We start from the raw sequence: 18260 nt of genomic DNA, 5'->3' as shown, positions 1-18260 counted from the left end.
AGTGCGGATGCAGTGGGGGAATCTATAGATTCGCCGCGGAAAGGCGTCGAGCCGCCTCCGCGATGCGCTCGCTCGGCGCTGTCAGCGTGAGACGCACGTGCTCATCGGAATGCGTGCCGTAGAAGGGACCGGGGCCGGCCAGGATGCCGAGCCCGGCGAGCCGATCCATACTCTCCCAGGCGTCGCGGCCCTCTGTCGCCCACAAGTAGAGCCCGGCCTCGGAGCCGTCGATCCGGAAGCCTGCGGCCTCCAGAGCCGGGCGCAGCACGTCGCGGCGACCGCGATACAGCTCCTTCTGCACCCGCACGTGCTCCTCGTCGCCGAGCGCCGCCGCCATCGCGTGCTGCACAGGCGCCGGTGGCATGAGCCCAAGGTGCTTGCGCGCCGTCAGCAGTTCGCCCACGATCTTCGCGCACCCGGCGATGAAAGCCGCGCGGTAGCCGGCGAGGTTCGACTGCTTGCTGAGCGAGTACACGCTCAAGAGATTCGCGCGGCTTCCGCCCGTCACACGAGGATCGAGCACCGAGGGCACCGGCTCGGTCGCCCACGGGCCGTCCCAGCCCAGCTCGGCATAGCATTCGTCGCTCGCCAGGACGGCGCCCAGTTCGCGGGCGCGCTCGACAGCCGCACGCAGCTCGTCGACCGTCCAGGTGCGGCCGTCCGGATTGCCGGGGCTGTTGATCCAGATGAGCTTTGCGCCTTCGGGCCATTCGGCAGGGTCGTCGATCGCCACAGGTGCGGCTCCGGCGACGCGGGCTCCGACCTCATAGGTCGGATAGGCGATACGCGGGTGCACCACGATGTCGCCTTCGCCGAGCCCGAGGAGCGTCGGCAGCAGCGCGACGAGCTCCTTGGATCCGATCGTGGGCAGGACGTTCGCGACGGCGAGATCAGGAACGCCGCGTCGACGCGCATACCAGTCGACGATCGCCTCCCGCAGCGCAGGCGTGCCGACGGTCTGCGGGTACGCGTGCGCGTCTGTCGCCTCGGCCAGCGCTCTGCGCACGACCTCGGGTGTCGGGTCGACAGGCGATCCGATGGAGAGATCGACGAGACCCTGCGGATGCTGCGCCGCCTGTTCACGGTAGGGGGCGACCGCGTCCCACGGATAGTCTGCGAGGTCGCGGACGCTCACAGCTCACTCGCCCTGGGGCGGGAGGGCGGCGATGATCGGGTGGTCGAAGGCGATGACGCCGGTCTTGGCCGCACCGCCTGGCGAGCCGATCTCGTCGAAGAACTCCACATTCGCCTTGTAGTAGTCCGCCCATTCCTCGGGCAGATCATCCTCGTAGTAGATCGCCTCGACCGGACACACCGGCTCGCACGCCCCGCAGTCCACGCACTCATCCGGATGGATGTACAACGAACGTTCACCCTCATAGATGCAGTCCACGGGGCACTCGTCGATGCAGGCACGATCCTTCACATCGACACACGGAAGCGCGATCACATACGTCACGGTTTCAGTCTACGCGCGCGAGTCGGTGGCGGATGTCTCTGCGACGGCTTCGGTGCGCACCGGCAACCTCCGGATCGACGGCCAGGTGACGGTGAGGATCACGAGACCGGCCACGAGGTAGATCCAGATCTGGCCCATGGCCGTGTTCTCGACGACAACGGATCCGCCGGGGCCGACTCCCGAGATGATGAGCAGCATCCCGACCATTCCGGCCCCCGCAGCGACCGTCGCTGCGCGGTCGTGCGTGAGCGATCGGATCGCGATGAGGATCGCGCCGCAGGCGATCGTGCCGACGACGATCCCGATCGGGATCGGTCCCCACATGAGACTGTGCGCGATCGTTCCGGCCACCCCGAAGATCCCGCCGACGACAGCCGCGGCCAGCCAGGACAGCACTCTCGATACCCACTTCACCCCACGATCCTATGCGGGTGGGCTATGCGGATGCCTCAGGCGGCGAGGCCTGCGAGCCGCAGCAGGGCCGCGACCGCAGCCGCGGCGAACACCACGACGAGGAACGACTGACGCGCCCACAGGAGTCCGGCCGCGACGAGGACGGCGGGCACGCGCGCATCGACCATCACCGCCTGCCCCGCACCCAGTGTCTGCACGGCTACGAGGGCCGCGAGCAGCGCGACCGTGAGCAGATCGGAGATGCGAGCGGGGCGCGGTTCCTCGAGGATCCGTGCCGGGACGAGGTAGCCCGCGGCCTTCATCGCGAGACAGATCGTCGCCGCGAGCACGATGGCGCCCCAGAGCGTCATGCGGTCGCTCCTTCCCGGCCGCCCAGCCAGTTGAACCAGCCGACGATGATCGCGACGAGAGCCGCGATCAGCACCGGAAGACCCGGCATGATGAAAGGCGTGAGAGAGGCCGCCACCACTGCGGCCGCCACTCCGACGGCGATCGCCTGCCGCTGCTTCAGACGCGGCCACAGCAGCGCGAGGAACGCGGCCGCGGCCGCGGCATCCAGCCCCCACATCTTCGGGTCGCCCAGCACGTCGCCCACCAGAGCGCCGATCAGTGTCGTGACGTTCCATCCGAGGAAGATCCCGACGCCCGTCACCCAGAAGCCCACCTGCCGGAGTCGGGGATCGCTCTGCGAGATGGCGACCGCGGTCGACTCGTCGATCGTGAAGTGCGCTGCGGTCGCCCGACGCAGCGCTCCCCCGCCGACGATCGGCGACATCCGCATGCCGTATGCGACGTTGCGCACTCCCAGCAGCGCCGCGGATGCGATCGCCGAGGGAAGAGCCGCAAGCCCTCCAGCCGCGAAGACGCCGACGAAGGCGAACTGCGACCCTCCCGTGAACATCAACAGGCTCAGCACGCACGCCTGCCACACGTCGAGGCCGGCGGCGACGGCGAGGGCGCCGAAGGAGATGCCGTAGGCGCTCGTCGCGATAACGACGCCGAGAGCCTCACGCCACACCTCCCGTTCAGCCGTCACGAGTCGCCGTTCGATTCAGTGAACACATGACCATGATTCTGAACGGGCGACAACGGATAGTCAAGTGAACGATCGTTTGGCATGATGAACACATGGAGGATCTTCGTACTCGCATCGCCCGCACCCTCCGCCGTGAACGGGAGGCGGCCGCCCTGTCGGTCTCAGAGCTGGCTCGCAGAGCAGGCGTGTCGAAGGCGACGGTCTCGCAGCTCGAGAGCGGGCAGGTGGGACCGAGCGTCGAGACGCTGTGGGCTCTCGGGGTGGGGCTCGGCGTGCCGTTCGCCGTGCTCGTGGACCAGCAGACGAATGCGCCGACGCTCATCCGCGCCGACGACCGCGCGGGTGTGCCGTCATCCGCCGCCGCGTACAGCGCGACTCTGCTTTCGGCCAGCCCGCCCGGTGCACGCCGCGACATCTACCTGATCCAGGCGGAGCCGGGCGACGCCCGCCGATCCGATCCGCATCACCCCGGCACGATCGAGCACGTCATCCTCAGTGCCGGCCAGGCGCATGTCGGCCCTTCAGACGCACCGGTGCTGCTGAGCCCCGGCGACTACCTGACCTACCCCGGCGATGCGCCGCACGTCTTCGATGCGACGATGCCGGGCACCAGCGCCGTGCTCATCTCAGAGCTGCGCTGATACCCGGCACCGGAGAACGGGAGCCGGCAGTACGGATTCCGGTCAGTACCAGTTCGTCGCCTGCGAGTGCCCCCAGGCGCTGCACGGCGTGCCGTACACCGAGGAGATGTATCCCAGCCCCCACGCGATCTGCGTCGCGGCGTTCGTGGCCCAGTCTCCGCCCGCCGAAGCCATCTTGCTTCCGGGAAGCGCCTGCGGGATGCCGGTTGCACCGGAGGGGTTGTAGGCCTGGTAGTTCCAGCTGGACTCCTTGTTCCACAGCGAGTTGAGGCACTGGAACTGGTCGTCTCCCCAGCCGTACCGGCTCGCGGCCATGTCCCGAGCGGCAGCACGAGCACCGTCGGGGGTGTTCACCGCGGCCAGTGCGGCCGCGGCCGCCGCGGCCTGTGCGGCAGCCTGCTCCGCTGCGGCCTTCGCGGCGTCATCCGCGGCCTTCTTCTCCTGAGCCGCCGTGAGCGCGGCCTGCAGGGTCGCGGTCTCGGCGACGACAGCGGCCGTCGTCTTCTCGGTGTCGGCCGTCAGCACGGTCAGCAGCATCCCGGGCATCACCGCACGCTCGTCCAGGGCGTTGATGTCGTGGTGCAGCTCGCCGGTTTCGATCGAGGTGACGGACTCGCCGAGATCGAGGCCCGAGAGCACGACGTCCGCGTTCAGCTGGATCGCCGCGTCGACGGCCGCATGCGCCGCGATCAGACTCGTGGACGCCTCATCCGCCACCTTCGCCAGCGGCTCCGGGCCGGCGAGCTCGGTGACCGCTGAGATCATGTTCTCGGCGCCGACGGCCGGAGCCGAGGCGAAGCCGACGGTCACGGTGATTCCGAGCAGGGCCGCGCCAGCGGCCGCGAACATCAGGATCGGGCGACGGGCGGTCACGGTGGAACGGGCGGATGCCGCTGCGGCGGCGCGCCGAAGCGCACGGGTGTTCTGAAGCATGATGAAGGGTTCGACTTTCGGGTCGTCGTTCGCGCCCTCGCAGGAGACTCATCGGGAGGTCGTCCCGGGCACAAGTCATCGAGTCTGAAGCAGTCACCTGAACGAAAAATCCGCGTCACCTGGGTGATTCATGAGAAAAGGGCCCTGCGCCGCCGTTTCGGCGGCGCAGGGCCCTTTTCGTGGAGGTGCTGCCGGGCAACCTCCCAGCGTGCTGTCAGGCCTTGGCGTCCTGGCGCTTGAGACGCGAGGCCTCGCGTCCGCGGACCGTCTGGTCGAGGATCACCTTGCGGATCCGCACGACCTCCGGCGTCACCTCGACGCATTCGTCGTCGCGGGCGAACTCGAGGCTCTCCTCGAGCGTGAGCACGCGCGGCGGCGTCATCGACTCGAAGGTGTCGGAGCTCGCCGCACGCATGTTGGTGAGCTTCTTCTCCTTGGTGATGTTCACGTCCATGTCATCCGCGCGCGAGTTCTCGCCGATGACCATACCCTCGTAGACCTCCTGCGTGGGCTGCACGAAGAACGACATGCGCTCCTGCAGTGCGATCATCGCGAAGGGCGTCACGACGCCCATGCGGTCGGCCACGATGGAGCCGTTCTGACGGGTCGTGATCTGGCCGGCCCAGGGCTCGTAGCCGTGCGAGATCGCGTTCGCGATGCCGGTGCCGCGCGTCGTGGTGAGGAACTCGCTGCGGAAGCCGATGAGTCCGCGGGAGGGGACGATGAACTCCATGCGCACCCAGCCGGTGCCGTGGTTGGTCATGTTCTCCATGCGGCCCTTGCGGTTCGCGAGCAGCTGCGTGATCGCGCCGAGGTGCTCCTCCGGCGTGTCGATCGTGAGGTGCTCGAAGGGCTCGTAGGTCTTGCCGTCGATCTTCTTCGTGACCACCTGGGGCTTGCCGACCGTGAGCTCGAAGCCTTCGCGGCGCATGTTCTCGACGAGGATGGCCAGCGCGAGCTCGCCGCGTCCCTGGACCTCCCACGCGTCCGGGCGTCCGATGTCGACGACCTTGAGCGAGACGTTTCCGATGAGTTCGCGATCGAGGCGGTCCTTGACCATGCGGGCCGTGAGCTTGTGCCCCTTGACCTTGCCCATGAGGGGCGAGGTGTTGGTGCCGATCGTCATCGAGATGGCGGGGTCGTCGACGGTGATCGCCGGCAGCGGACGCACGTCCTCCGGGTCGGCGATGGTCTCGCCGATCGTGATGTTCTCGAAGCCGGCGATGGCGACGATGTCACCGGGGCCCGCCTCCTCGGCGGGGTAGCGCTCGAGCGCTCGGGTCTTCAGCAGCTCGGTGATGCGCGCGTTGCTGGTGCTGCCGTCGGCGCGGACCCAGGCGACCGTCTGACCCTTCTTGAGGGTGCCGTTGAAGACGCGCAGCAGGGCGAGGCGGCCGAGGAACGGGCTGGAGTCGAGGTTCGTGACCCAGGCCTGCAGCGGGGCCTCGTCGTCGTACGACGGGGCCGGGACGTGCTCGAGGATCGCTTCGAACAGCGGCTCGAGGTCGTCGTTGTCGGGCAGCGATCCGTCGGCCGGGCGGTTGCGCGACGCGGCGCCTGCGCGACCCGATGCGTAGACGACCGGCACGTCGAGCAGTGCGTCGACATCGAGGTCGGGCACGTCGTCGACGAGGTCGGAGGCGAGTCCGAGCAGCAGATCGTGCGCCTCCTCCTCGACCTCGGCGATGCGAGCATCGGGACGATCGGTCTTGTTCACGAGGAGGATGACGGGCAGCTTGGCCTCGAGCGCCTTGCGCAGCACGAAGCGGGTCTGCGGCAGAGGGCCCTCCGAGGCGTCGACGAGCAGCACGACGCCGTCGACCATGGACAGGCCGCGCTCGACCTCACCGCCGAAATCGGCGTGACCGGGCGTGTCGATCACGTTGATCGTGATGTCCCTGCCGGCGGCGTGCTTGCCCTTGTAGGTGATCGCCGTGTTCTTGGCGAGGATCGTGATGCCCTTCTCACGCTCCAGATCGTTGGAGTCCATGGCGCGTTCTTCCATGTGCTCGTGAGAGCCGAATGAGCCGGTCTGACGGAGCATCGCGTCGACGAGGGTGGTCTTGCCGTGGTCGACGTGAGCGACGATTGCGACGTTGCGGAGGTCTGAACGGAGGGCGTGCGCCATGCAGGAGTCCTAAGAAGGTGGTGGGAAAAGCCGGGAATCCGACGTTCCAGGATACCCTATGCGCACAGCCGGTTCCTGAGCACCCGTCGTACGATCGGGGTTGTGACCTCCACTCCCCCTCCCGCGCGCCTGGCGTTCGCAGGCGGTTCCTCACGCGCACGCATCCGGTGGGAGATCTCGATCGTGCTCGCGCTGGGCCTCGGCCAGTCGGCGGTCTACGCGATCGTGCAGCTCGCGTACCGGCTCACCGACACCACTCCCCTGGCCGATCAGACGGCGACGCTCAACCCCTCGCGCAGCGACCGCGAGCTCTTCGACCTGATCTACCAGGTGCTCTCGATCGGCTTCTCCCTGGTACCGGTCCTGCTCGTGTGCTTCCTGCTCTGGCAGACCTCGCGCCCGCACCTCGGCCGCCTCGGCCTCGATGGGAGCGCGGTCGGGAAGGATGCCGGTCGCGGCGTCCTGCTGGTGATCGCGATCGGCGTGCCAGGGCTCGGGCTCTACCTCGCCGGACGAGCGCTGGGGCTCTTCGTCGCCGTCGACCCGGCGGGCCTCGGCGCGCACTGGTGGACGATCCCCGTCCTGCTGCTCTCGGCCGCCAGAGCCGCGATCCAGGAGGAGTTCGTGGTTCTCGGGTACCTCTTCGCACGGCTGCGCGAGCTCCGATGGGGGCCGTGGACGATCATCCTCTCGACGTCTGCGCTGCGCGCCACTTATCACCTGTACCAGGGGCCGGGCGCCTTCATCGGCAACTTCGCCATGGGGCTGCTGTTCGGCTGGCTGTTCCAGCGCTCGGGGCGGCTGCTGCCGTTCCTCGTCGCACACTTCCTGATCGACGCGACCGTCTTCGTCGGCTATCCGTGGGCGGCGGCCACCTGGCCCGCGCTGTTCGGGCTCCCCGGCTGAGGGATCAGGCGTTCGCGATCAGGATCGCAGCGATCGCCCAGATCACGATGGCTCCGAGGGCCAGGAGCGCAGGCAGATCCCACGAACGGATGATCGGAGCATCCGCCGTGTCTGGAGCAGCCTCCCAGCGATCTTCGATCTCGGACAGCGCGCGGATGCCGGCAGGCTCTCGCGAGTCGCCGTCGCGCCCGGGGCGGCGCACAGGACCGGCCTTCGCTGGCCCTCCGTAGCAGGAGAGCTTCCGGCCGTCGTCGAGGACGAAGACCAGCTGCCAGCGCAGTTCGATCGAACGGACCCTCTTCCATCCGAACGATGTGCGCCGCAGCAGATTCTGCACCGTCACCCCGTCGTCGTCGATCTGCACCCGCGAGACGTAGGCGTTCTCGTACACGATCCAGAAGGCCAGCAGAATCCAGGGCGCCAGAAGGAGCATCCGTCCCCATCCGGCGCGGACGACCGCGTCGCCCAACAGGAACAGCGCCAGCAGGATCGCGATCCCGATGGCGAACAGCCCGGAGGGCGCACGGAAGATCCGCACGCCCTCCGGTCGACCGTCGTGGTTCACTCAGTGGCCGCCCAGTGCGATCGAGGCACCCGGGATGGCCTGAAGCAGACGCTCGGTGTACTCCTCCTGCGGGTTCGCGAAGATGTCATCGACCGTGCCCTGCTCGACGACGCGCCCCTTCTCCATGACGCACACGCGGTCTGCGATCACTCGCACGACAGCGAGGTCGTGGGTGATGAACAGATACGTGAGTCCGAGCTCGGACTGCAGATCCGCGAGCAGGTTCAGCACCTGCGCCTGCACGAGCACGTCGAGAGCGGACACGGCCTCGTCGAGGACGACGATCTCGGGCTTGAGAGCCAGCGCCCGCGCGATCGCGACGCGCTGACGCTGACCGCCGGAGAGCTCGTTCGGATAGCGATCCGCCACGCTCGCCGGCAGCGCCACCTGATCGAGCACCTCGAACACGCGAGCGCGTCGCGAGGCCGAATCGCCCACGCCGTGCACGCGCAGAGGCTCTGCGACGGTGTTGCCGATGTTGTGCAGAGGGTCCAGCGAACCGTAGGGATCCTGGAAGACCGGCTGCATCTGCCGGCGCAGTGCCTGCAGCTGCGGACGCGACAGCTCGTCGGTGTCCTGACCGTTCACGAGGATCTTTCCGGACGTCTTCTTCTCGAGCCGGAGCAGCATCTTGGCCGCCGTCGACTTGCCGGAGCCCGATTCGCCCACGATGGCCATCGTGGACCCCTTGGGCACCTGGAACGACATCTTGTCGACCGCCGTGAAGTCCGTCGAACGGAACCCGCTGCCTCGCAGCTTGTACACCTTGGTGACGTCGCGGAACTCGATGACCGGAGAAGCGTCTTCGGTCGTCTCGAGATGCGCGATGCTCGCGAGGTCGACCGTGCCGGTCGCCTCCGCGAGCGCCTCCGCCAGCGGATCGGCTCCACCGGTCGCCGCAGCCTGGATTCGCTTCGAGGCGAGGCTGGGCGCCGCGGAGACGAGGCGCTGCGTGTACGGATGCTGCGGATTCTGCAGGATCTCGAGGGCGGGGCCCGACTCCACGATGCGTCCGCGGTGCATAACCACGAGGTTCTCCGCCCGCTCCGCGGCGAGGCCGAGGTCGTGGGTGATGAACAGCACGGCGGTGTTCCGCTCGGTGGTCAGCATCTCGAGATGGTCGAGGATCTTCTTCTGCACCGTGACATCGAGCGCACTGGTGGGCTCGTCCGCGATCAGCAGCTTGGGATTGGACGAGAGTCCGATGCCGATGAGCACGCGCTGGCGCATGCCGCCGGAGAACTCGTGCGGGAACTGGCGCAGGCGCTTGTCGGCATCCGCGAGACCCGCCTCCTGCAGCGCCTGGATGGCGCGCTGACGCGCCTCCCTGCGCCCGTGGGCCTGCCCGTTGGCGAGGATGGTCTCCTCGACCTGGAAGCCGATCCGGTGCACGGGGTTGAGGCTGTTCATCGGGTCCTGGGGAACCAGGCCGATGAGCTTTCCTCGAACGTCCTCGATCTGCGGGCGGGTGAGCTTCGTGAGGTCGCGCCCCTCGAATCTCACCGCCCCACCGGTGATCTGACCGCTGCCGGGAAGCAGGTTGATGATCGCGTGCGCGGTCGTCGACTTGCCGGAGCCCGACTCGCCCACGATCGCCATGGTCTCGCCCGGGTAGATGTCGAAGCTGATGCCGCGGACTGCGGGGACGAACCCGTCCTGCGTCCGGAACGCGACTTCGAGGTTCTCCACCGACAGCAGCGGGACACCGGGATTGGTGCCCCCGCGGCCGAGGTCTTCTTGCGTCTCGGGAATGCTCATCGCAGCGCCCTCGCCTTCGGGTCGAGCGCGTCGCGCACCGTCTCGCCGAGCATGATGAACGACAGGACGGTGAGGGAGAGCGCGATGGACGGCCAGATCAGTGGCATCGGGTCGGTGCGCAGGCGGTTCTGAGCTTGCGCGATGTCGTTGCCCCACGAGATGAACTCCGGCGGCAGGCCGACGCCGAGGAACGACAGGGTCGCCTCGGCGGTGATCGCCGCGGCGAGTCCGACGGTCGAGAGCACGATCACGGGAGCGATCGAGTTCGGCATCACGTGCGTGAACATGGTGCGCACACGGGAGACGCCGAGCGCTTCGGATGCCATCACGTAGTCCGACGAGCGCACTCGCAGGATCTCCGCTCGCAGGATGCGGGCGGTCGCGGGCCAGCCGAAGAAGCCGATGGCGAGCGACACCACGAGGATGTTCCTGTCGTTCAGGAACACCGACATGATGACCACGGCTGCGAGCACGTAGGGGATCGCGAAGAACATGTCGCCGATGCGCATGAGCAGCGAATCGATCCAGCCTCCGAAGAAGCCGGCGAAGGCGCCGATCACGATGCCCATGACCGCGATGATGATCGTCACGATGATGCCGACCGACAGCGAGGTGCTGGTGCCGTGCACGACGCGCGAGTACACGTCGCATCCCTGGAAGTTGTATCCGAACGGATGACCGGGCGCAGGCCCGTCGTTCGAGTGATTCAGATCGCAGGCGAACGGGTCGATCGGCGCGAACAGGCTCGGGAAGAGCGCCACGATGATGAGGAACACGACGAACACGCCGGCGGTCCAGAACATCCAGCGGCCACGGAGGTCGCGCCAGGCGTCGAGCCACAGGTTGCTCTTGCGCTCGGCGACGCGAACGGCGTCGACGGCGCCGAGACCGCCCTCGTCGACCTCGGCCACATAGTGCGCCATGCGGCGGATGGGAGTCTTATCGGACATAGCGGATCCTCGGGTCGAGCACGCCGTAGAGCAGGTCGATGACCAGGTTGACCATGACGTAGATGACGACGAGCACGGTGACGATCGAGACGATCTCCGGTCCGTCGTGCTGGTTGATGGCCTTGAACAGTTCGTTTCCGATGCCGGGGACGTTGAAGACGCCCTCGGTGACCGTCGCGCCGACGATCAGGATGCCGAAGTCGGCGGCCAGGTTCGTGGTCACGGGGATCATCGAGTTGCGCAGCACGTGCACGGGGATGACCCGTGACGTCGGAAGACCCTTGCCGTACGCCATGCGCACGAAGTCCTGCTGACGGGTCTCGATCACGGAGCCGCGCGTGAGGCGGACCACGTAGGCGAAGTTCAGCGCCGCCAGGACTATGGCGGGAAGCATCAGATCGGCCCATGGAGCGCCTCTGCCGACGGTGGCGCGGAACAGTCCCAGCTCGAGAGCGAGGAAGTACTGCGCGATGAAGGCGAGCACGAAGACGGGCATGGAGATGAGCACGAGGCTCAGGAGCATCGACGCGTAGTCGAAGACGCTGTTCTTGCGCAGACCTGCGATGAGCCCGACGAGGACGCCGAACACGAGCTGGATGATGATCGCCAGCAGTGCGAGTCGGAGTGTGGTCGGGAACTTGGCGACGAGGATCTCGTTGACGCTCTGGCCACGGAAGGTCGTGCCGAGATTGCCCTGGAACAGGTCGCCGAGGTAGATGAGGTAGCGCGTGAAGAACGGCTGGTCCAGGTGGAACTTCGCCTGCAGAGCGGCGTACTGGGCGTCGGTCGGCGTCTTGTCGCCGAACAGGGCCAGAATCGGGTCGCCGGGAAGCAGGAAGACCATCGAGAAGATCAGGAAGGTCGCACCGAGGAAGACGGGGATCGCCTGGAGCAGGCGACGGATGATGTAGGCAGTCATTGCTGGTAACCGAACTGCGCCGTGCGGGGCGACACTTTCGCGTCGCCCCGCACGGCGGGGTCAGATCAGGACCTGAGTCTTACTCGGCCTTGGTGATCTGGTAGATGATCGGCCAGCTGTCCCAGCCGTACGCGACGTCCTCGACCGCGGTCGAGTAGCCGGCGTTGGTGGAGCGGTACCACAGCGGCAGGACGGGCAGGTCCGCGAAGAGGACCTCCTGCGCCTGCTCGAAGAGCGCGTTGCCCTCTTCGACCGTCGGAGCCGTCGCGCCCTTCTGCACGAGCTCGTCGTACTTCGGGTTCGAGTAGTCGCCGTCGTTGGAGCCGGCGCCCGTGATGAACAGCGCACCCAGGATGTTGTAGGCACCCGGGTAGTCGAACTGCCAGCCCGAACGCGTTGCGGCGTTCAGCGTGCGGTTCTTGATCTCGGCGCGCAGCGTGGCGAGGTCCGGGAAGGACTGACCGGCGGCGTCGATGCCCAGCGTGTTCTTGATCTGGTTCGAGACCGCGTCGACCCACGGCTGGTGTCCGCCGTCGGCGTTGTACGCGATGGTGAACGTGCCGCTCCACGGGGAGATGGCGTCGGCCTGAGCCCACAGCTCCTTCGCCTTGTCGGCGTCGGCGTGAGTGACCTCGGAGCCCTTGATCTCGTCGTTCCAGCCCGCGATGACCGGGGAGGTGTAGTCGACGGCCGGGGTGCGGGTGCCCTCGAAGATCACGTCGGTGATCTGGTCGCGGTCGATCGCGTAGGAGATCGCCTGACGACGCAGGTTGCCCTCTTCGTCGTTGCCGAAGTGAGCCAGACGCGCGGGGATGGTCAGACCTTCCCAGATCGCGGCGGGCTGGTCGACGGCACGGTCGCCCAGGTCGTCCTTGTACGTGGCCAGTGCGGACGGCGGAACGCCCGGGTTGATCACGTCGAGGTTGTCGGAGAGCAAGTCGGCGTAAGCCGCGTCAGCGGTGCCGTAGACGACGAGGTCGACGCCGCCGTTCTGAGCCTTGCGCGGACCGTCGTACTTGTCGTTCGGGACGAGGGAGATGACGGCGTCGTGCTCCCACTTCTCGAGCTTGTACGGGCCGTTTCCGACCGGGTTCTGGCCGAAGGTCTCCGGGTCGTCGAAGAACGACTCGGGCAGCGGCGAGAACACCTGGTAGCCGAGCGAGGTGGGGAAGTCGGACTGCGGAGCCGCGAGCTCGACCGTGAACGTGGTGTCGTCGACCGCCTCGAGCGACAGCGAGTCCTCGACCACGACGGGGTTGTCCGGGTCGTCGCCGCCGTCGTTGTAGCCGGCGAAGTTGGCGAACCACCACTGGTTCTCGAACGCCGGGTCGGAGGCGGCGTACTGCCACGCCTTCACGAAGGACTCGGCGGTCACGGGAGTGCCGTCGCTGAACTCCTGGTCCTTCTTGATCTTGATGGTCCAGGTCTGGTTGTCCTCGGACTCGATCGACTCGGCGAGGTCGTTGACGACCTTGCCGTCCGCTTCGTAGTAGACCAGGCCGGCGAAGATGTTCTGCAGCACCAGGCCGCCGCCGACCTCGTTGGTGACTGCGGGCAGAAGGGGGTTCTGGGGCTCGTTGCTCTGAACGGTGACGATGCCGGTCGATGCGCCGGTCTCTTCGCCGCCGTTGCCGGCGTCGCCGTTGCCGGCCGAGCAGCCGGCAAGTGCCATGACACCTGCGGCGAGCAGGGCGGTGCCCGCGAGGGCGATCCTGTTGCGTTTCACGTGCGTCCTCCTGTGGACAATGCGGGTACTGCGCGAGCGTCATCGGTCGCGCAGGGATATTCGAGAGTAACCCGACCTTCCGCGAACGCCGCACTCCGTGAATCAACCGTTACTGAGTTGCGATCAACTCGACACACGGCGGACACACGGCGTCACGCGGGGAAACGGCGACGGCGCCGCGCACATCCGTCGGGATGCGCGCGGCGCCGTGGATGATGCGCTCGTCAGGAGATCAGGCGAACGCCTCGACCGGCGGGCAGGCGCAGACCAGGTTGCGGTCGCCGTAGGCCTGGTCGATGCGACGCACCGGCGGCCAGTACTTCCCCGCCACGAGAGCGTGCACCGGATACGCCGCCTCTTCCCGGGTGTAGGCGTGCGTCCACTCCCCCGTGATCAGCGACACCGCGGTGTGCGGTGCGTGCACGAGCGGATTGTCGTCGGCCGGCCAGCGACCGGCGGCTGTGGCATCCGCCTCGGCCTTGATCATGATCATGGCCTCGATGAAGCGCTCGATCTCGCCGAGGTCCTCGGACTCGGTCGGCTCGACCATGAGGGTGCCAGCGACCGGGAACGACATGGTCGGGGCGTGGAAGCCGTAGTCGATGAGCCTCTTCGCGACGTCGTCGACGGAGATGCCGGTTGCCTCCTTGAGCGGGCGCAGGTCGAGGATGCACTCGTGCGCGACCCGATCGTTCTCCCCGGTGTACAGCACCGGGTAGTGCTCGCCGAGACGAGCGGCGATGTAGTTCGCCGAGAGGACGGCTGCGGCCGTGGCACGACGGAGACCGTCTGCGCCCATCATGCGCACGTAGGCCCAGGAGATCGGCAGGACGCCGGCTGAGCCGTACGGGGCACCCGACACGGGACCGCCGTCGAACGTGTAGCCTCCGGCGTGCTCGGCGCGCTGCGCCATCGGGTGCGACGGCAGGAAGGGCGCCAGGTGGGCCTTCGCCGCGACGGGACCGATGCCAGGACCGCCGCCGCCGTGCGGGATCGCGAAGGTCTTGTGCAGGTTGAGATGCGAGACGTCGCCGCCGAGGTCGCCGAAGCGCGCGTATCCGAGCAGTGCGTTGAGGTTCGCGCCGTCCACGTACACCTGGCCACCGGCTTCGTGCACGGCCGTCGTGATCTCCACGACGTCCTGCTCGTACACGCCGTGCGTCGACGGGTACGTGATCATCAGCGCAGAGAGCGCGTCGGCGTGGGCGGCGATCTTCGCGCGCAGATCGCCGAGATCGACGTTGCCGAGTTCATCGCAGGCGACGACGACGACCTTCATGCCGGCGAGCACGGCGGATGCCGCGTTCGTCCCGTGCGCCGACGACGGGATCAGGCACACGGTGCGCTGGTCGTCACCGTTCGCCAGGTGGTATCCGCGGATCGCGAGGAGCCCGGCGAGCTCGCCCTGCGATCCGGCGTTCGGCTGCAGCGAGACGGCGTCGTAACCCGTGACCTCGGCCAGCCAGCCCTCGAGCTGGGTGATCAGATCGAGGTACCCGGCGACGTCCGAAGCAGGGGCGAACGGGTGGATGCCGGCGAACTCGGGCCACGTGATGGCCGCCATCTCGGTCGCGGCGTTGAGCTTCATCGTGCAGGACCCGAGCGGGATCATGCCTCGATCGAGCGCGTAGTCGCGGTCGGCGAGGCTCTTCAGGTACCGCATCATCGCCGTCTCGCTGCGATGCGCGTGGAACACCGGGTGCGTGAGGTACTCGTCCTGCCGGTGAAGAGCCTCAGGCAGAGCGCCCGCGGAGCCGGTGCCGAAGAAGCCGAACGCGCGTTCCTTCTTGCCGCCGAACACCATCGCGACCTGGTGGAGCTCGCCGACCGTCGTCGTCTCATCGACGGAGAGGCCGATGGTGTCGGCATCCGCCACGTGCAACAGGATTCCGTAGCCGTCGTGCGCCTGCGAGGCGAACTCCGCGGCGCGGCCGGGGATCCGCACCTGCAGCGTGTCGAAGAAGGCGTCGTGCAGCACCTCGACACCCGCGTCGGCCAGCCAGTCGCGCAGCAGCGCGGCCTTCGCCGCAGTCTCGGCGGCGATCGCCCGCAGTCCGTCTGGCCCGTGGTAGACGGCGTACATCGACGCCATCACGGCGAGCAGCACCTGGGCGGTGCAGATGTTCGAGGTGGCCTTCTCACGGCGGATGTGCTGCTCGCGGGTCTGCAGCGACAGCCGGTAGGCGGGCTTGCCGTCGGCATCCACGGACACGCCGACCAGACGCCCGGGCAGCTGACGCTCGAGACCCGCGCGCACCGCCATGTAGCCGGCGTGCGGTCCGCCGAAGCCCATCGGGACTCCGAAGCGCTGGGTGGTGCCCACGGCGACGTCGGCTCCGAGGGATCCGGGCGAGGCGATGAGGGTCAGAGCGAGCAGATCAGCCGCCACGACTGCGAGGCCGCCGGCGAGATGAGCCGCGTCGATCACGGCAGAGGGGTCCCAGACCCGGCCGGAGGCGCCAGGGTACTGGACGAAGACCCCGAACAGCTCGGCGGGCAGCTCCTGGCCTCCGGCGAAGTCGACGGTGACGAGCTCGATGCCCACGGCATCGGCCCGGGTCTCCAGCAGCACCTTGGTCTGCGGCAGGGCGTCGGCGTCGACGGCGAACACGTTCGAGGCCGACTTCGAGGCACGTCGTGCGAGCAGCATCCCCTCGGCGACCGCGGTCGACTCGTCGAGCATCGACGCGTTGGCCGTGGTGAGCCCGGTGAGATCGGCCACCATCGTCTGGAAGTTGATGAGCGCCTCGAGGCGGCCCTGCGAGATCTCCGGCTGATAGGGCGTGTAGGCCGTGTACCAGGACGGGTTCTCGAGCACGTTGCGCTGGATCACGCTCGGCGTGATCGTGCCGTAGTAGCCGAGGCCGATCATCGGCCGGTTCACCGTGTTGCGCGACGCCAGCGCGCGCAGCTCGGCGAGGGCCTCGGTCTCGCTGGCGGCCCGGGGGATGACGCTGTCTTCGCGAGCATCCGTGTAGATGGCGGACGGCACCGCCTGGCGCATCAGCGCCTCGACGGGCTCCTCGGCGTCGGCGACGCCGAGCGCCTCGAGCATGATGCGCTGAGCGGATGCCGGTGTTCCGATGTGACGATCGGCGAAAGAGACCACGGGGAGATCAGCCCTCCGTGAGTGCGACGTACGCGTCGCGGTCGAGCAGGCCGTCGAGCGCGCCGGCGGCGACGGACACCTTGATCAGCCAGCCGCCCTCGAACGGCTCGGAGTTCACGAGCGAAGGGTCGTCGACGACGGCGTCGTTGATCTCGACGACCGTGCCGGCGACGGGGGCGTAGAGCTCCCCGACGGACTTGGTCGACTCGATCTCGCCGACCACCGCACCCGCGGTGATCTCGGTGCCGACGGCGGGGAGCTCGACGAACACGACGTCGCCCAGCTTCTCGGCGGCGTAGTCGGTGATGCCGATCGTGAGGGTGTCGCCGTCGGAGGCGATCCACTCGTGCTCGTCGGTGTACTTGAGTGCGGTGAGGTCGGTCATTTGGTCCTCCGGTAGAAAGGCAGGGCGGTCACGGTGGCGGGGATCCTGGTGCCCCGCACATCAAGGAATACTGCGGTTCCCTCTTCGGCGGAAGACGGAGTCAGATAGGCCATCGCGATCGGGTGGCCGAGAGTCGGGCTCAGGGCCCCGCTGGTGATCTCTCCGAGGACGACGCCGTCCTCGTCGACGACGGCGTAGCCGGCGCGGCCCGCGCGCTTGCCCTCTGCGGCGAGGCCGACGAGGACAGGGGCGCCGGGGGCGGCATCCACGCTCTCCTTGCCGACGAAGCTCTCCTTGGCGGTGACGACGACGCGGCCGAGACCGGCCTGCACCGGCTTGGTGTCGCGGCTCAGCTCGTGCCCGTACAGCGGCATGCCCGCTTCGAGACGGAGGGTGTCGCGCGCGGCGAGTCCTGCGGGGACGAGGCCGTGCGGCTCACCGGCGGCGAGCAGGTCGTCCCACAGCGCAGCGGCGTCGGCGGAGCGCACGAGCAGCTCGAAGCCGTCTTCGCCGGTGTACCCGGTGCGCGCGACGAGAAGCGGCTCTCCCAGGAACTGCGCCTCCGCCCAGGCGTAGTACTTCTGCTCGGCCCACGGTGTGCTCAGTTCGGTGATGCCGGAGGTCTCGGCGAGAATCCTCTCAGCCGCCGGGCCCTGCACCGCCAGCAACGCGAACGAGTCGGACACGTCTTCGACGTCGACACCGCGGTCGCCGAGGAAACCGGCGAAGCTGCGCTCCTCCCCTGGGGCGGGCGCAGGCAGCTCGCGCTCCAGCATCGAGGGGAACGCCCTGACCCTCTTGGCGAATGCAGCGTCGACGTAGCCTCTGTTGCCGGCATTCGCGATCACCAGGTAGCGGTCATCGGCCAGGCGGTACGCGATCACGTCGTCGATGATGCCGCCGTCTTCGGCCAGCATCAGCGAGTACTTCGCCTTCCCGACCGCCATCGCGGAGATGCTGCTGGCGAGCGCGTAGTCGAGGAACTGCGCGGCGTACTGGCCGGTGACGAGGAACTCGGCCATGTGCGAGATGTCGAAGATGCCGGCAGCCCGACGCACGGCGTGGTGTTCGGCCAGATCGGAGGTGTAGCGCACGGGCATCTGCCATCCGCCGAAGTCGGTGAAAGATGCTCCGAGCGCCTCGTGGCGTTCGCGCAACGGGGTGTAGCGGGGATCGGACATGGAGTTCTCCCGGGCGTGGGCGGGTGGAACGGCGACGTCGCCGTTCCTCGGAACTCCCCCTCTGTCATGGGCCTGAGAGCTTCGCCCTGAGCAGGGCTTTCACCGTCGGCGGATGACGAACGTGGAGGCGGAGACTCGCGGAGATCGTCT

At 67.9% G+C, this 18260-nt stretch carries 17 protein-coding genes; 2 read left to right on the top strand and 15 right to left on the bottom strand.

Annotated elements, in window-relative coordinates; all coding sequences use genetic code 11:
• Window positions 1–22: 22 nt before the first annotated feature.
• The 5 genes from dapC to QFZ53_RS09445 are packed head-to-tail and all read right to left on the bottom strand — an operon-like array spanning window position 23 to window position 2909.
• Entirely contained in the window at window positions 23–1135 is a 1113-nt protein-coding gene (gene dapC / locus QFZ53_RS09465; RefSeq protein WP_307295655.1) for a succinyldiaminopimelate transaminase, read from the bottom strand.
• 3 nt (window positions 1136–1138) lie between these two features.
• The gene (fdxA, locus tag QFZ53_RS09460) at window positions 1139–1459 is read right to left on the bottom strand and encodes a ferredoxin (RefSeq protein ID WP_292907202.1); all 321 of its coding nucleotides are present in this window, start codon (window positions 1457–1459) and stop codon (window positions 1139–1141) included.
• 9 nt (window positions 1460–1468) lie between these two features.
• Entirely contained in the window at window positions 1469–1873 is a 405-nt protein-coding gene (locus QFZ53_RS09455) for a histidinol dehydrogenase (protein WP_292907200.1), read from the bottom strand.
• Window positions 1874–1908: 35 nt separating this feature from the next.
• Entirely contained in the window at window positions 1909–2223 is a 315-nt protein-coding gene (locus QFZ53_RS09450) for an AzlD domain-containing protein (RefSeq protein ID WP_307295653.1), read from the bottom strand.
• Complete coding sequence (locus QFZ53_RS09445) at window positions 2220–2909, bottom strand: AzlC family ABC transporter permease (RefSeq protein WP_307295652.1); 690 nt, start codon at window positions 2907–2909, stop codon at window positions 2220–2222. The genes QFZ53_RS09450 and QFZ53_RS09445 overlap by 4 nt, the downstream gene beginning before the upstream one ends.
• Before the next feature lie 92 nt (window positions 2910–3001).
• Between QFZ53_RS09445 and QFZ53_RS09440 the strand changes: the two genes are divergently transcribed.
• Window positions 3002–3550, top strand: coding sequence for a helix-turn-helix domain-containing protein (locus QFZ53_RS09440; protein WP_307295651.1), 549 nt, complete (start codon window positions 3002–3004; stop codon window positions 3548–3550).
• Between the two features lie 42 nt (window positions 3551–3592).
• Here QFZ53_RS09440 and QFZ53_RS09435 read toward each other — a convergent pair whose 3' ends face one another.
• Window positions 3593–4483 (bottom strand): phospholipase, encoded by an 891-nt coding sequence (locus QFZ53_RS09435; RefSeq protein WP_307295650.1) that lies wholly within the window; start codon window positions 4481–4483, stop codon window positions 3593–3595.
• A 214-nt stretch (window positions 4484–4697) separates the two neighbouring features.
• A complete protein-coding gene (typA, locus tag QFZ53_RS09430; protein WP_292907190.1) occupies window positions 4698–6611 on the bottom strand; it encodes a translational GTPase TypA in 1914 nt (637 codons plus the stop codon).
• 102 nt (window positions 6612–6713) lie between these two features.
• On the opposite strand from typA, the gene QFZ53_RS09425 reads away from it, so the two are divergent.
• On the top strand, window positions 6714–7517 hold the full coding sequence (locus tag QFZ53_RS09425) for a CPBP family intramembrane glutamic endopeptidase (protein ID WP_307295649.1): 804 nt from the start codon (window positions 6714–6716) through the stop codon (window positions 7515–7517).
• Window positions 7518–7521: 4 nt separating this feature from the next.
• Here the strand turns inward: QFZ53_RS09425 and QFZ53_RS09420 are convergent, their stop codons facing one another.
• From QFZ53_RS09420 to QFZ53_RS09385, 8 genes are all read right to left on the bottom strand, one after another.
• On the bottom strand, window positions 7522–8082 hold the full coding sequence (locus tag QFZ53_RS09420; protein WP_307295648.1) for a PH domain-containing protein: 561 nt from the start codon (window positions 8080–8082) through the stop codon (window positions 7522–7524).
• Window positions 8083–9840, bottom strand: a complete 1758-nt coding sequence (locus QFZ53_RS09415) for an ABC transporter ATP-binding protein (RefSeq protein WP_307295647.1) — start codon at window positions 9838–9840, stop codon at window positions 8083–8085.
• Window positions 9837–10790, bottom strand: a complete 954-nt coding sequence (locus QFZ53_RS09410; RefSeq protein ID WP_292907182.1) for an ABC transporter permease — start codon at window positions 10788–10790, stop codon at window positions 9837–9839. The genes QFZ53_RS09415 and QFZ53_RS09410 overlap by 4 nt, the downstream gene beginning before the upstream one ends.
• Complete coding sequence (locus tag QFZ53_RS09405; RefSeq protein ID WP_292907180.1) at window positions 10780–11709, bottom strand: ABC transporter permease; 930 nt, start codon at window positions 11707–11709, stop codon at window positions 10780–10782. The genes QFZ53_RS09410 and QFZ53_RS09405 overlap by 11 nt, the downstream gene beginning before the upstream one ends.
• A gap of 79 nt (window positions 11710–11788) precedes the next feature.
• A complete protein-coding gene (locus QFZ53_RS09400; protein ID WP_292907178.1) occupies window positions 11789–13435 on the bottom strand; it encodes a peptide ABC transporter substrate-binding protein in 1647 nt (548 codons plus the stop codon).
• A 232-nt stretch (window positions 13436–13667) separates the two neighbouring features.
• Window positions 13668–16490, bottom strand: coding sequence for an aminomethyl-transferring glycine dehydrogenase (gcvP, locus tag QFZ53_RS09395; RefSeq protein WP_373426324.1), 2823 nt, complete (start codon window positions 16488–16490; stop codon window positions 13668–13670).
• A gap of 61 nt (window positions 16491–16551) precedes the next feature.
• The gene (gene gcvH / locus QFZ53_RS09390) at window positions 16552–16929 is read right to left on the bottom strand and encodes a glycine cleavage system protein GcvH (protein WP_292907174.1); all 378 of its coding nucleotides are present in this window, start codon (window positions 16927–16929) and stop codon (window positions 16552–16554) included.
• Window positions 16926–18110 (bottom strand): glycine cleavage system aminomethyltransferase GcvT, encoded by a 1185-nt coding sequence (locus tag QFZ53_RS09385; protein ID WP_307295641.1) that lies wholly within the window; start codon window positions 18108–18110, stop codon window positions 16926–16928. The genes gcvH and QFZ53_RS09385 overlap by 4 nt, the downstream gene beginning before the upstream one ends.
• Window positions 18111–18260 lie beyond the last annotated feature (150 nt).

This window comes from Microbacterium natoriense (assembly GCF_030816295.1).
Classification (GTDB): domain Bacteria; phylum Actinomycetota; class Actinomycetes; order Actinomycetales; family Microbacteriaceae; genus Microbacterium; species Microbacterium natoriense_A.
The sequence above is the reverse complement of the archived record's forward strand: the minus strand, read 5'-3'. Positions and strand labels throughout refer to the sequence as shown.